Below are 14,631 nucleotides of genomic sequence, written 5' to 3' on the forward strand. Positions count from 1 at the left end.
TGAATGGTAAAAAGGTAAAAGGGTGAAAAAGTAAAAAGGCCAAGAGGGCTTTCTTGCTTTTTCCTTTCTTGCTTTACTTTTCTTGTTTCTCTTTCTCCTTTTACCTTTTTACTTTTTTACTTTTAAAACTTTACCTTCGCTCACGAGCTTCGCGATGAGTTCGCCGAAGAGGGTGTTCTGCCAGGCGAACCAGGGGCGGGTGTAGTTGTTGGCGTCGTCCTTGTGGAACGATTCGTGAATCACGCCCGTGCCCGCGTCGGTGTTCATGAGCATTTGGATGCACTCCTTGATCTCGTTGTCGTCCTGCGACGTGAAGGCCCGCATCATGATACTCATGGGCCAGGGCATGTCGAGTCCCACGTGGGGGCCGCCGATTCCCTCGCCCGCCTTGCCACGGAAGAAGTAAGGATTGTCCTCGCTCCACACGAAACGGCGGGTGTTCTGATAGATGGGGTCGTTGACATCGACGTCACCCAGATAGGGCATGGCCAGCAGACTGGGCACGTTGGCGTCGTCCATGATGAGCTGGTTGCCGAAGCCGTCCACCTCGAAGGCGTAGATGGGGCCGTACTTGGGGTGCTGATGGATGGCATATTTCATCAGGGCGGCATGCACTTCGTCGGCCAACGCGGTGCATTGGTCGGCCAGGTCGGCACGGTGGTTGACGGCGGTGAGAATCTCGGCCGACTTCCGCAGGCTCGTCACGGCCATGAAATTCGACGGAACGAGGAAGAGATAGGTCGTGGCGTCGTCGGAAGGACGGAACACCGAGGCGATGAGGCCCACCGGTTTGCAGGGCGCTCCCCAGCCGCGGTTGCACACGGTGTCGAGCTGTCGGTCGGTCACACGGGTGAAATGGTAGGGCCCGAGGCCGTCCTTGCGCTGCTGTTCCTTGAAGGTGCGGAGCACGCTTTCGATGGTCTGGAGCCACAGGTCGCCGAAGATGCTCGTGTCGCCTGTCTCCTTCCAGTACTCGTAAGCCAGCCGGATGGGATAGCAGAGCGAGTCGATTTCATACTTGCGCTCGTGCAGTTCGGGTTTCATGTCGGTGTCGTCGGTCATCCAGTAGCCCTTGGCGTCGGGATAACGGTTGAAGGCGTTGGCGTAGGGGTCGAACACGATGTTCTTGAACTGGCGGCGGATGACGCCTGCGAGCATGCGTTTCAGGTGCTTGTCCTTCGACGCGAACTTCACGTAGGGATAGACCTGCGCTCCCGAATCACGGCCCCACATGGCGTGGATGTCGCCCGTGTAGACGAAGGTGTCGGGCTCGCCCTGCTCGTCTTCGGTGTAGTGGACGGTGGTGTCGAGGGTGTTGGGATAGCAGTTTTCGAACATCCAGGCCAGGTAGGGCGTGTCCTTGAGCTTCTTCTTCATGTCCTTGATGTACTTCTCGATCACCTCCGAGCGAAACAACCGGTCGGCTTCGGCCGGCCGTTTCGACACGTAGGGTGTGCTCACGGCGATGGCGTCGATGTATTCCTTGCCGAATTCCTTCTGCGTATGGTTGGCCTGTGCCGCGACCTTGCCGGGCATGGCCAGCAGCAACAGGCCGATACCTGCCGCCGCAAGATGGGTTGTATGGTTTTTCATCGTTGTTGTTTTTAGGTGAGGGTGTTGGGGTGTTGGGTTGTTGGGGTTGTTGGGGTGTGAGGATGACGGGATGAATGATTACTTTGTCTATCACGCAGACTGACAAACTATTCATCCTGTCATCCTGTCATCCCGTCATCCCGTCATCTCGTCACCCCGTCATCTCAACAACCCCACAACACCACTCACGGCCTGTCCTTCTTCGCCGTGCCGAACTTCGACGGCTGCGCGCCCATGGTGAATTCGAGCGTGCCGCCCTTGATGACGTCGGCGTATTCGATGTACGACTTCGTATAGTTCTTGCCGTTCAGCCTGACGCTCTGTATGTAGAGGTTGTCCTTGCCGTTGTTCTTGGCCACGATGCGGAAGGTCTTGCCGTCGCCCACATTGAGCTTGGCCTCGTCGAGGATGGGGCTTCCGAAGACGAGACGGCTGCCTGACGGGTCGACCTGATACAAGCCCATGGCCGACATGATGTACCAAGCCGACATCTGGCCCACGTCCTCGTTGCCGCTCAGGCCGTCGAACCGGTCGGTGTACATCTCGTCCATCGTGCGGCGCAACAGCCGGGCTGCCTTCCAGGGCTGGCCCACGTAGTTGTACATATATAATATATGGTGACTCGGTTCGTTGCCGTGCGCATACTGTCCGATGAGTCCCGAGATGTCGGGCGACGCGTCCTCGCCCAGGTCACCCTCGACGATGAAGAGCGAATCGAGCTTGTTGACGAAACTGCTCTCGCTCGGGAAGAGGTTCACCAGCCCATGCACGTCGTGCGGCACGAGCCACGTGTACTGCCAGGCGTTGCCCTCGGTGTAGTCGTCCTGCCGGTGTACGGCATGGAAAGGATTGAAAGGCACACGGAATTTGCCGTCCGAACTCAGACCACGCATAAACTGTGTTTCGGTATCGAAGAGCTTTTTATACGACTGACTGCGCTTCAGGAAGTAGGCATAGTCGCCTTTCTTGCCCAGCAGCTTGGCCACCTTGGCGATGGCGGCGTCGGCAATGGCGTATTCCAGCGTCTTGGCCACGGTCTCAGAAGTAGGATCTTCGTTGTAAGCCACGTAGCCATTCTTCTTCAACGAGTTCATACCACGCTCGTCGAGCATAGCCGACTGCTTCATGGCTTCGAACGCTGCCTCACGGTCTTTCACATATCCCTTCAACACAAGGTCGCCCAGCACAATGACTCCCGGGTTTCCTATCATGCAATCGGTCTCATTTCCCATCAGATGCCATACGGGAAGCTTGCCCTGTTGACGATAAATATTGATGAAAGTAGTGGCAATATCGGGCAGGATATCGCGATGAATGAGCGACATAAGCGGCTGTGCGGTACGATAAGTGTCCCACAACGAGAAAGTGGTATAGTTCGTAAAGTCACCCTTATATACCTTACCGTCAGCTCCACGATACTCGCCGTTGACATCGTTGAATACCGACGGAGCGGTCATCGTGTGATAGAGTGCCGTGTAGAAAATGGTTTTCAAGCGCTTGTCCGTGGTCGATACCTCAATCTTACCCAAGGCATCGGCCCATGCCTGTTCGGCTTGCGCCACCACGCCGTTGAAGTTCCAGTCTTTGATTTCGGCCCGGAGGTTCTGCCGTGCGTTGTCTACGCTGACGGCCGACATGCCCACTCTCACCATCAATGGCTTGCCGTCGCTATTGTCGAACGAGAAAATAGCAACGCTGTCGTTGCTCTTCTTTTCCATCGTCACGGGTTTAGAGAACTCCGCTACGAAGAAAGTTCTTTGATCCTTAGCCCATCCTGTCGACATGCGATGGCCTGTAACGATGGTAGTTCCCTCCTGATTATACTTACAATTGGTCATCTTATCCCAACCGATACCTTGATTCAGGTTGATGGCTACAAATGCTTTCTTCATGTTGGCACCGAACGTATAGCGATGGAAACCCGCACGCTTGGTGGCCGTCAGCTCAACGAACACGTTGGGACGTTGCAGTTTCACGGCATAATAGCCCGGTCGAACAGTCTCGGAAGCATGCGAAAACTTCAGTTCCTTCTGGCACTTGCAGGCCATCGGCACGATGGCCACGTCGCCCAGGTCGCCGATACCCGTGCCGCTGAGGTGCTGATGGCCGAAGCCCACGAGCAGCGAGTCGCTGTAGTGGTAGCCCGAGCACCAGTCCCAGCCGCGGGTCGTCTGCGTGGGGCCCAGCTGCACGTAGCCGAAAGGCACGTTGGCACCCACGAACACGTGGCCGTGGCCGCCCGACCCGATCATCGGATTGACATAACGCACTGCGTCGCCGGCGGCCATGGCGGCCATTGTCAGCGACGAAAATGTTGCTGCGAATAAGAATGATTTAATCTTTCGAATCATCATGAGGTTTAGGTTCTGTTGATATATCTTGATAGTAAGCCATGCAAAGATACGCATAAAAAGTAGATATTCATGGAGATACATGTCACAAATAAGCTTAAAAAGGCTCTCCGACGGCCAACAACCTATCCCAGCAGCCTCTCCCAAACCCTCCAAAGGGAGGGGGGAGAAGTGGCCTCTCCCAACCCCTCCCCACATAGGGAGGGCTTACCTGACGGATGGAAATAGGCAAAAGACAGCTGAATGCTTCACATATCACACTTTACATTGCTCACTTCACATTTCACATTCAAGGGGAGTGCCTAACGAGCGTGTAAAGTAAACTGTGTCAGGTCGGTTCATGGGAGCATAGCCATGGTGCATTGTGCATGCAACAGCATGTATTGTGCGCACTACCGCCTTGGCGGTTGGTCTTTTTAGAGGGCGGAGTTGCGAGCGAAACGAGCTACCCTGCCTAAGCTTGGGTGGTGGGGAGCTAGGCCGAAGGTCTTGGTCTTTTTACATTTAAACCATGGCGTTTTTGGAAAGCGCGCTTTCAAATCAATGCGCACGCCAATCGTATTTGCCCTTGTACGTGTAATGTTCCCTCTCTTTGGACGGGCCGTGGCAGACCTTGCGAGCGGACAAGTCTTTGGAAAACGGGCGACGTCGGCTTTTCAAAAGCAGCCTTTTCGGCCTGCAAAAGCCATCTTTTTACAAGCTAAAAGCAGGCCTTTGGTTTTGCGAAAGCTGGTCTTTTGCGTTCCCATCACAGCCCTTTGGCATTGTCCTTTTTACCTTTTTATTTTTTTACCTTTTTACCTTTATAAGTTGTTTCGCCTTCATCTTATGTCTTTCTCGGCCGCTTGCGGCCCTTATGTCTTTGTCATTGCAGCCTGAGAATATGTCCTTATGTCTTTATGTCTTTAAATCCAAAGCAAGAAAGACATGCCCTCATGTCCTTATGTCAAAGGGAATAAGTCTTAAAAAAGAATAAATTGATGGGCGAAAGGCTTGGCGGTCATCATAAAAAGCATACCTTTGCAGCGATTTTAACGTCACGGCGCATTGTCCGTGACCCTTTTATTCACAATTGGAAGGTCTTCATGCCCAAATGATATGGCTGGGAGGGCTGTATTCCTTCCAGCTTTATTTACATCATCAATTTGAAGACATTTGAAGAATTGGGCGTCAGCGAGACCATTCGCCGCGCCATCGAAGAACTTGGATTCGAGCATCCCATGCCCGTCCAGGAAGCAGTAATCCCGTATTTGCTCGGCAACAAGAACGACGTCATCGCACTGGCACAGACCGGTACGGGCAAGACGGCGGCCTACGGACTGCCCGTGTTGCAGAAGACCGTGGCCGACAACCGCGTGACGCAGGCCGTCATCCTCAGCCCCACGCGTGAGCTTTGCCTGCAGATATGCGACGACCTCAATGCGTTTGCCAAGTACATCAGCGGCATGCACGTGGCGGCCGTGTACGGCGGAACCGACATCGGCAGCCAGATACGCACGCTGCGCCACGGCGTCCAGATCATCGTGGCTACGCCGGGACGCCTTGTCGACCTCATCAACAGGGGCGTGGCGTTGCTCGACAACGTGAACAACATCGTGCTCGACGAGGCCGACGAAATGCTCAACATGGGCTTTTCGGAGAGTATCAACGCCATTTTCGAGCAGTTGCCGGACGACCACAACACGCTGCTCTTCTCCGCCACGATGAGCAAAGAGGTGGAACGCATCGCCAAAAACTACCTGCACGACTACAAGGAGATTGTCGTCGGCTCGCGCAACGAGGGCGCGGAGCACGTGAACCACATCTATTATATGGTGCATTCCAGGGACAAGTACCTGGCGTTGAAGCGCGTCGTCGACTTCTATCCGCACATTTTCGCCATCATCTTCTGCCGCACGAAGATCGAAACGCAGGAGATTGCCGACAAACTCATCAAGGACGGCTACAACGCCGAGGCCTTGCATGGCGACCTTAGTCAGCAACAGCGCGACCTGACGATGCAGAAGTTCCGCAAGCACACGGTGCAGTTCCTCGTCGCCACCGACGTGGCTGCGCGCGGACTCGACGTAGACGACCTGACACACGTCATCAACTACGGCCTGCCCGACGACATCGAGAGCTACACCCACCGCTCGGGCCGCACCGGAAGAGCCGGAAAGAAGGGCACGTCGATATCCATCATCCACACCAAAGAGAAGTTCAAGGTGCGCCAAATCGAGAAGCAGATCGGCAAGGAGTTCGTCGACGGCGAGCTGCCCAAGCCGGAAGAAATCTGCAAGAAGCAGCTCTACAAGGTGATGGACGACATCATGAAGACCGACGTGGATGAGGAACAGATCGAGCAGTACATGCCCGAGATCATGCGCCAGTTCGAGTATATCGACAAGGAAGACATCATCAAGAAGATGGTGACGGTGACTTTCGGCAAGTTCCTCAACTACTACAAGCACGCGCCGGTCATCGAAAAGCCGGTCAGCGGTCGCAGGGGTGAAGGCTCGGGAAGCCGCGGCGAGGGCCGCGCGTCGGGCGGACGCCGCAAGCGCGGGGCCGAGGCAGGCTATCGACGGCTGTTCATCAACCTGGGAAAGACCGACGGTTTCTATCCGGGCGAAATCATGCAGTTCCTCAACAGGAACGTACAGGGCCGCCAGGAGGTGGGCCACATCGACCTGTTGCAGAAGTTCTCCTACATCGAAGTGCCCGAACAGGACGCCCAGAAGGTGATGAGGGCCCTCAACGGGCTGGAATACAAGGGCCGCGAGGTGCGCTGCAACGACGCCGACGAGGGCGGCCGCGGTCGTCAGGGCCGTGGCGGCAGGAGCGAAGGACGCGGCGGCCGCACGGCGGAGCGGCGTGGTGGCAGGCCCGCGGAGGGTCGCCGTCAGCGCGAAACCAAGCGGAGCAGCCGCCGGAAGGACGACTTTGAAGACCAGACCGACTGGCGTTCGCTCATCGGCGGCCAGCCGATGAAGCTCAAGGGCGAGGAGCCCGACTTCAGCGAAGAGGGCTGGGCACGTCGCAAACCCAAACAGAAATAAAGCGGAAACAAGTCTTATACGAGGCATGAAACCCATCGGTGGTTTCATGCCTTGCAACATTTCAGCGTATGAACATAGGTGTATTTTGTTCGGCCAACAACCGGATTGACGCGGCATACTTCCGTGCCGCCGAGGAGTTGGGCCGCTGGATGGCCGAGAACGGCCACACGCTCGTCTATGGCGGGTGCAACCTGGGACTGATGGAAGCCGTCGGCCGCGCCGCGCACGACCACGGCGGCACGACCGTCGGCGTGGTGCCGCGAATCGTGGAGAAGGCGGACAGGGTGTCGGACGCCGTCAGCGTCGACATCGCCTGCGAGGACTTGACCGACCGCAAGCAAATCATCATGGAGCGCAGCGACGTCTTCGTGGCTCTGCCCGGGGGCATAGGCACGCTCGACGAGATATTCACCGTGGCGGCGTCGCACAGCATCGGCTATCATCGGAAGAAGCTCTATCTGCTCAACATCGGTGGTTTCTACGACGCGCTGACGGCTGCGCTCGACGACCTGGCCCGACGGGGCATGACGCGGGGCGACTGGCGCGACTGCATCGAGCCTGTCTCTACGCTCTCCGAACTACAAGAAAAGCTGGCCTGAGCCAGCTTTTTTCCTTTTATATCACCCTAATCCGGCACCTGACGCCTCATTTTTCCAACCCCGCGCCATACTCCTTCGAGATGTAATTGTAGATGTCCTTGCAGCTTTCGGCCGAGAACCGCAGGCCGCTGGCGATGCAACGGTCCCACTGCGCTTCGCTCAAGCCATGGCGGATGTCGGCTTTCGTGATGTCGTTCTTGACCAGTCCGTAGATGAAACCCGCGTTGAAGCTGTCGCCCGCGCCGATGGTGCTCACCACACGGTCGTTCTTCGGCACGTCGTAAGCTTTGCCGAAACCGTTCTCGGCCCGTACTTCGATGGGGTTGGCGCCGTCCGTGCAGATGAACTTCTTGCAGTAGAAGCTGATTTCGGAGGCGTAGACACGCTGGGCTTCGGGCATTCGGTAGAGGATGGAAAAGTCGTCGCTGCTGCCCCTGACGATGTCGGCATACTCCAGATTCTCTATCAGGTTGGGCGTGATCTTCATGATTTCGGCCTTGTGGGACGCACGGTAGTTGACGTCGTAGTAGAGGATGGCACCGCGTTCGCGGGCGTGTTCCAGGAAACCCGCCACCTGCGGGCGCACCACGGGGTTGACGGCGAAGAACGAACCGAACACGACGATGTCGTCGGGGTTGACCTCCGGAAAGACAAAGTCAAGCTGATCGTGCGGATGGTCCTTGTAGAACAGGTAGTCGGCGTTGTTCTCTTCGTCGAGAAAAGCCAGGGAAATGGGCGACTTGCTGTCGGGAAACACGTTGATGTTGTCGGCATTGACGCCGTTGTCCTTCAGGAAATCGATGATGAAACGGCCTACCCTGTCGTTGCCGGTCTCGGCGATGAAGGTGGTGTCCAGGCCGGCCCTGCCCAGCGAAATGATGGCGTTGAACACCGAACCGCCGGGCACCGCGCTGATGGGTTGCCCGTTCTTGAAGATGATGTCGAGCGTAGTCTCGCCGATTCCGATTACTTTTCGCATGATTGTCGATGGATGTTGAATGGTGGAAAAAAGGCTTTCGCCGTCGCAAAAGTACCGTAATTATTTGGAATACGGGCCGCGACCGGGCATATATTTCGCCCTTGCGGCGAAAGATTTCTTGTGAAAATGGGTTATCTTTGCAGCCATTATGGCATATCAAACGTTTACCCTCGACAACGGGCTGCGTGTCATCCATCGCCCCGACAGTTCGCCCATAGTCTATTGCGGCTACCAGATCAACGCCGGAACCCGCGACGAAAAGCCGGGCGAGGAGGGCCTGGCCCACTTCTGCGAGCACACCACCTTCAAGGGAACGAGCCGCCGCAAGGCCTGGCACGTGCTCAACGGGCTGGAAAGCGTGGGCGGCGACCTCAACGCTTTCACCACGAAGGAGGACACGGTATACTACGCCGCCATCCTCAAGGAGCATGCGTCGCGCGCCGTCGACCTGCTGACCGACATCGTTTTCCACTCCGTCTATCCGCAACACGAGCTTGACAAGGAGGTGGAAGTGGTCTGCGACGAGATTGAAAGCTACAACGACAGCCCGTCGGAACTGATCTTCGACGAGTTTGAAAACATGATTTTCGAGGGTCATCCCTTGGGCCATAACATTCTCGGCACGGCGGACAACGTCAGGCGCTTCACGACGGTCGACGCGCAACGCTTCACCCGCCGCCATTATCGGCCCGACAACGCCGTCTTCTTCATTGCGGGCGACGTCGATTTCAAGAAAATTGTCCGACAATTGCAGCGCGCCGACTGGCCCGAAACGCCCCATGTGCCCCATGCGTCCGTTGCGCCCAACGGGCCTTTCGCCTCCAATCCGCCGTCTTCCCTCACCGTCAACCGCAACACCCATCAGGCCCATGTCATGCTGGGCTGTCGCGCCTACGACATCCACGACGACCGCCGCATGAGCCTTTACCTGCTCAACAACATGCTGGGTGGCCCGGGAATGAACGCCCGGCTCAACCTGTCGCTGCGAGAACGACACGGCTTGGTCTACACGGTGGAGAGCACGATGGTGAGCTATAGCGACACAGGACTGTGGGCCATCTACTTCGGTTGCGACCCGCACGACGTGAAACGCTGCATGCGGCTCGTCCGGCGGGAACTCGACAAGGTGATGGAAAAGCCGCTTTCGGCCGTTCAACTGGCCAAGGCGAAGAAGCAGTTGAAGGGCCAGATCGGCGTGGCTTGCGACAATCGGGAGAGCTTCGCCCTTGATTTCGGCAAGAGTTTCCTGCACTATGGCTGGGAGAAAGACATCTCCACGCTCTTCCGAAACATAGAGGCCATCACGCCCGAAGGCATTCAGCAGGTGGCAAGGGAGCTGATGGCGCCCGACCGACTCACGACGCTGGTCTATCAATAAGTCAACTCAAATTATACGTATGGACGCTGGTGCCCTGTGACGAAGGCAGGTAGTTGATTCCCCACCAGCACATTTGCAGCAGCAGGAAGTTGACGATGAGAATCCACAGGGCCACGTCGGCGGCCGAACGGCGACGGAGTCGATAGTGGATATACACCAGATAGGCCAGCCATGTGGCTGCCGCCCAGGTCTCTTTGGGGTCCCAAGACCAGTAAGTTCCCCACGCTTCTTTGGCCCACAGGGCACCGAAGAGCATGCCGATGGTGAGGAATGCCCAGCCTACATACACCAGATTGTCGCAGATGTCCAGCTCTTCGGCGTATTTCTTCTTGGAAAACAAGAGATAGACGGCCATGACGAAGGCGGCGCCAAGCAATGCGTAGGCGAACATGTAGACGATGACGTGCGGCGCGAACCATGGACTTTGCAGCGCGGGCATGAGCGTCTTGTTGTGAATCTCGGGCTTGAAGAGGTTGATACCGATGAAAACGGCCGACAAGAGGGTGGAGAACGACAGTATCCACTTGTAGCGCCAGCGGCTGTAGACGATGATTCCGGCCAGCGGGAGGAAGAAACTGTACCACAGACGGGTTTCGCCCATCGTGCGCAAGGGTGGCCGTTCGAGCGAGATCCACATCAGAACGATGAACGCGAAGAACACAAGCAGGCCGCAGCCGGTGGCTGCAAGGGCCGTCGTCTTTCTGTTTTTCCAGCCGGCCCATGCGCCCGTGACCCAGAAAAGCAGGGATATGATGGCGAAGAAGATGAAATAATTCCAATTCATAAGGTTAGTTTTGCTTGTTTGCAGCAGCTTGAATGAACATCAGGACGGCGCCAACCAGAATCATGTAGATGCCGAAATAGACGGCCGGAAGCCAGGGATCGCGCACCAGTTCGAAGACACTGAGGTTGCTCCACTTGCCCATCTGCTCGTTGTAGCTGAGTTGATAGACCTTCCAGCCGGCTATCGTGAACGGCTTGTTCACCTCAATGGTTGCGTCGGCGCTCTGTCCTTCCTTTGTGAAAATGGTCACATCCGAGGCGAAACGCGCAGGTTCGCGGTTGGGCATGACGACGGTATGGTGGCTGTCGAGCCTCAATCCCTGGTAGGGAAACTGGTAACTGCCGCATGTCACCCATCCTTTGGTGGTCTTGCCGGCCTTCGTGGCCTGCACGAGGAGGGCGCACTGGGCGCCTTTTCCCTCGAAAGGAATGTAGCCACCTTTGTTCAATGCCTGTCCCAAAGAGTCCATACGCATGCGCCCCACCATTGCGGCGGGCATGTTGCCGACCATCTTCGCCATCATTTCGGGTATGGCATTGTCGACACGTTTCACGACGCGGATGTCCCAGTCGAGCAGCCTTGCGCCCTTGAAAGCCTTGTCTATCAGGATGTGGGCGGGTTTCTTCGCGGGCTGCGGCAGTCCCTTGTCGTCGATGACCATGAGCTTCGGCGGGTATTCGTCGATGGTAAAGCGGTTGAGTTGGATGGCCAACGGCAGTTCTTTCACGTCCTGCCGCTCGTCGAGGACGCGCCATTCGGGCTTGCCCAGTTCGCAATACATCTTCGCACGCTGCATGTCGGCCGAGCCGAGGGTGGCTGTCGTGAGCACGAGGAAGAGTCCCGCGTGGCTGATGAGCGACGGTATGGCTTTCTTGTTGAGGTGTGCCAGCTGGTGGATGGTGACCTCACCCACGATGAACGTCGTCCAAACGTAGGCAAGGATGAATGGCCAGAAGTTGAGCATTCGGCTCAATCCGAGCGGATCGGCAGCCGGTTTGCCTTCCGCCACCTGCCTTGTCAGGCCCATGATGACGGTGAGCAGAGCGGTGGAAGCCAAGGCCGGGACGGCAGCATGCGTGCTCGTCATGAAGCGAAAGGCATATACTCGTTTGCGCAAGGCATAGGCCGTGACGACAAACAATACGAAAACGGCCAGCACAATGATATTGGCCGGCCATCTAAATATCTTCCATTCGAGCGGGCCTACGCTGTATTGCAGCATGAGACCCACGGTGATGAGTCCCAAGGCGATGGCTGTTCCCTCCCGATAGTTCCAGGGTTTGGTCCACATATTAGGTGTTGGGGTTGGGTGTGGTGGTAGGTGATGTCACCTACCACCCATCATCTTACATCGGTTTCGTAATGAATCTCTTGTTCTTTCGGGCCTGTTCGATCCACTTGGGTACGACGGAATCCATGAATTGGTGCTTCTGTTTCTCCATCTTGGCAGGGTCAAGGCCGATGTAGCGTTGGGCTTTCTCCTTGGTGGAGACGTCCGGCAGCGGAATCTCCTTGGTCCATCCGTGCTGCGCAGCGACGCGGGTGCACTCCACCTGGGCGTCTTTTGCAAACTCCATGGCGTCTGCCAAGAGGCGCATCACTTCCTGCGGAGCGTGGAAAGCGGCACCGTGGCTGGCCAAGGCGTAGTCCCAACGCCACTGACTTTTGCGGATATCGACGAGTGCTTTCTGCATCTGCGGCTCGGCGGCGCCATGCTTCCAGGCAAATTCGGCGTAGAGATGAGCCTTGCCCAGTTCCTCTTCCGTGCGCATGGCAAGGTCGTAAACCTTCTTCTGACGCTCGTAAACATTCTGTCGGAGCGTCTCCGCGTCTTGCCGGTGGCAGGTCTGACACGTGCGGTCGATGTTGGCCAACGGGCTCATGATGTGGTGATCGGTGAACTTCACGCCCCCTTCTTGCTTGTAAGGCATGTGGCAATCGGCGCAAGAGAGGCCGCGCTGGCCATGAATCCCTTGCTTGAACATTTCGTAACCCGGGTGCTGCGCCTTCAGAATCTTGGCGTGTGAGAGCGGGTGGATATAGTCGTAGAAGCCCAGACTGTCGTAGTATTCCTCGGCATTCTCGCAGGTGAGACCCTTGTCTTGCGGGAATTTCAGATACTGATGGTTCTCCTTTTCAAAGTAATATTCGGTGTGGCACTGGGCGCAAACCAGTGAGCGCATCTCCTGATGGCTGGCCTTGCGCACGTCCTTGCCGGCTCTTGCCCAGGCTTCATACAAAGCCGGACGGGCCGGGCGCAGGTCCATTGTGCGGGCGTCGTGGCAGTCCGAGCACCCCACGGAGTTCATTACCTCCGCTCCCCAGTCACTCCATTTGGCGCCATAGTAGGCATTGAGTCCTTTCTCACGCATCAGACGCGGCACGTCCGGGCCCTTGCAAGTCCAGCAAGTGCCGGGTTGCATGTCGTCGGCGCCGTCCACTCCGGGATTGCCCGTGCGCAGAATCTTCCGTAAGTCCTCGATGCAATGGCGGTGGCCGCGGGGCGTATTGTACTCACGGGAGAAGGCATAGCCGGCCCAGTTGATGACGATGTAGGGATTGATGGCCAACACGTCTCTCACGCTGGAGCCGTTGTAGCGGCTCTGGAAGGTCGTGTCCTCCGTCATGGCCCATGTCTGATACTCGCGCGGATAGTCCTGGGCGAACTTCTCGTTCTGCGCGACGATGGAGTCGGTGAACATCGTTCGCTTGTTGTTGAATACGCTGACGACCTCTGCCCGACGTTCGAGCAGGGAGGAACAGATGAGTCCGAGGACAAATACGATGGCCATGGCACCTCCGAAGAGGAGCCATCCTTGCCATTTCTTCAATTGCTTTGCCATATTTCTAAGGTGTTAGATTTTGTTTGGGTGATGGGTGAAAGTTGTGAAGGTGTTGGGTGATGATGGACATCTATCTTCCTCCCATCATCTTTTGCAGCCATTGAGGCACGGGCGAAGGCGGGATGGGCACCTGGCTCTCGGCGTTCGGCGTGCTCGTCAGGGCGTTCATGCCGCCGTGGGGCACGTTGCGGTGGCAGTCCCAGCAGGCCATTCCTTCGCCCCGCTTGGCCAGCATGTAGTCGATGCGGCCCGTTTTGACAAACTCCGTGTTGAGTTGTCGGTGGCAACGGATGCAGTTGTCCATGATGACTTCGGCACTGGCCGTCTCGGCGCGGATGGCCTGGTGCTCGGCGCGGGTGACGAAATAGGCCACATGCTTCATGCCGTCGATTCCCTTGAAGCCGTAGTGGGCCACGATGTTGCCGTTGGGCACATGGCAGTCGTTGCACGTGGCGTCGCGACCGTGCGACGACCGCGACCACGTGGCATAGTAAGGGGTCATGATATGACAGTTGACACAGGCGGCGGGGTCGTCGCCGGCGATATAGGTGTGCATTCTCAGTAGGTAGAGAAACAGAAACGTCAGCCCGACAATCACGCCTCCTGCAACCAGGAGGAATACTTTCTGACGGTAACTGAATATGTCTTTCCACGCAGTCAATTTGTGCCAATCCATCGGTTAATGATTCGTTTAATGCGGTAAAGATAGTTCTTTACCCTCAAATCCGCAACTAAGCCCTTGAAGGTTCTTATTGCGTTTACACGTCCTCTCATTACTGAATTTGCAGATAATTTGAACTTGAAGCACCCACTTCTGCCTACAATATCCCCTTACCCCACAATGTGACTTGAGGCAATACACAATATCATTCCCATAAGTTGTAGGCACTATCCAAAATCAGTCTGGAAAACATCTGCGTAAGCATAATTACAGGTATAGATATTCAGCACATACCGCCTTGATGTCTTGATCCACTTGGCTGGTACAGAGATAAACCTGAAGACAAACGCTTTTATGCGACTTGTTACATTGAGTCCGAACTTCTTTACGTCAAGTCTTTGAATA

10 protein-coding genes and 2 pseudogenes are annotated in these 14,631 nt (G+C 56.4%); 3 read left to right on the forward strand and 9 right to left on the reverse strand.

Annotated features, from left to right (window positions below):
* Nucleotides 1-108: 108 nt before the first annotated feature.
* On the reverse strand, nucleotides 109-1,593 hold the full coding sequence (locus K334_RS0110865; protein WP_027444957.1) for a glycoside hydrolase family 125 protein: 1,485 nt from the start codon (nucleotides 1,591-1,593) through the stop codon (nucleotides 109-111).
* A 185-nt stretch (nucleotides 1,594-1,778) separates the two neighbouring features.
* Nucleotides 1,779-3,947: a GH92 family glycosyl hydrolase gene (locus K334_RS0110870; RefSeq protein ID WP_081658089.1), complete on the reverse strand. Its 2,169-nt coding sequence runs from the start codon at nucleotides 3,945-3,947 to the stop codon at nucleotides 1,779-1,781.
* 1,142 nt (nucleotides 3,948-5,089) lie between these two features.
* On the opposite strand from K334_RS0110870, the gene K334_RS0110880 reads away from it, so the two are divergent.
* Together K334_RS0110880 and K334_RS0110885 are read left to right on the forward strand one after the other, a co-directional pair.
* A complete protein-coding gene (locus K334_RS0110880; protein ID WP_021590742.1) occupies nucleotides 5,090-6,982 on the forward strand; it encodes a DEAD/DEAH box helicase in 1,893 nt (630 codons plus the stop codon).
* A 68-nt stretch (nucleotides 6,983-7,050) separates the two neighbouring features.
* Entirely contained in the window at nucleotides 7,051-7,581 is a 531-nt protein-coding gene (locus K334_RS0110885; protein WP_025882304.1) for an LOG family protein, read from the forward strand.
* Nucleotides 7,582-7,627: 46 nt separating this feature from the next.
* Here the strand turns inward: K334_RS0110885 and K334_RS0110890 are convergent, their stop codons facing one another.
* Entirely contained in the window at nucleotides 7,628-8,560 is a 933-nt protein-coding gene (locus tag K334_RS0110890) for a carbohydrate kinase family protein (RefSeq protein ID WP_025882302.1), read from the reverse strand.
* A 148-nt stretch (nucleotides 8,561-8,708) separates the two neighbouring features.
* Between K334_RS0110890 and K334_RS0110895 the strand changes: the two genes are divergently transcribed.
* The gene (locus K334_RS0110895; RefSeq protein ID WP_025882301.1) at nucleotides 8,709-9,938 is read left to right on the forward strand and encodes a M16 family metallopeptidase; all 1,230 of its coding nucleotides are present in this window, start codon (nucleotides 8,709-8,711) and stop codon (nucleotides 9,936-9,938) included.
* 1 nt (nucleotide 9,939) lies between these two features.
* On the opposite strand, the gene ccsA is transcribed toward K334_RS0110895, so the two are convergent.
* From ccsA to K334_RS14890, 6 genes and pseudogenes are all read right to left on the reverse strand, one after another.
* Nucleotides 9,940-10,722 (reverse strand): cytochrome c biogenesis protein CcsA, encoded by a 783-nt coding sequence (gene ccsA / locus K334_RS0110900; protein WP_027444959.1) that lies wholly within the window; start codon nucleotides 10,720-10,722, stop codon nucleotides 9,940-9,942.
* Nucleotides 10,723-10,726: 4 nt separating this feature from the next.
* Nucleotides 10,727-12,013 (reverse strand): cytochrome c biogenesis ResB family protein, encoded by a 1,287-nt coding sequence (locus tag K334_RS0110905; protein WP_025882298.1) that lies wholly within the window; start codon nucleotides 12,011-12,013, stop codon nucleotides 10,727-10,729.
* Between the two features lie 55 nt (nucleotides 12,014-12,068).
* Nucleotides 12,069-13,565 (reverse strand): ammonia-forming cytochrome c nitrite reductase, encoded by a 1,497-nt coding sequence (gene nrfA, locus K334_RS0110910; protein ID WP_021590787.1) that lies wholly within the window; start codon nucleotides 13,563-13,565, stop codon nucleotides 12,069-12,071.
* 70 nt (nucleotides 13,566-13,635) lie between these two features.
* Nucleotides 13,636-14,241, reverse strand: coding sequence for a cytochrome c nitrite reductase small subunit (gene nrfH / locus K334_RS0110915; protein ID WP_025882297.1), 606 nt, complete (start codon nucleotides 14,239-14,241; stop codon nucleotides 13,636-13,638).
* A pseudogene (locus tag K334_RS15305) lies at nucleotides 14,223-14,441 on the reverse strand (hypothetical protein). Before K334_RS15305 ends, nrfH begins: the two are co-directional and overlap by 19 nt.
* A 12-nt stretch (nucleotides 14,442-14,453) precedes the next feature.
* Nucleotides 14,454-14,631 (reverse strand): annotated as a pseudogene (locus tag K334_RS14890) (IS1380 family transposase); the annotation flags it as partial.

The sequence above is a fragment of the Segatella baroniae DSM 16972 = JCM 13447 genome (assembly GCF_000426585.1).
In the GTDB taxonomy this organism is placed as follows: domain Bacteria; phylum Bacteroidota; class Bacteroidia; order Bacteroidales; family Bacteroidaceae; genus Prevotella; species Prevotella baroniae.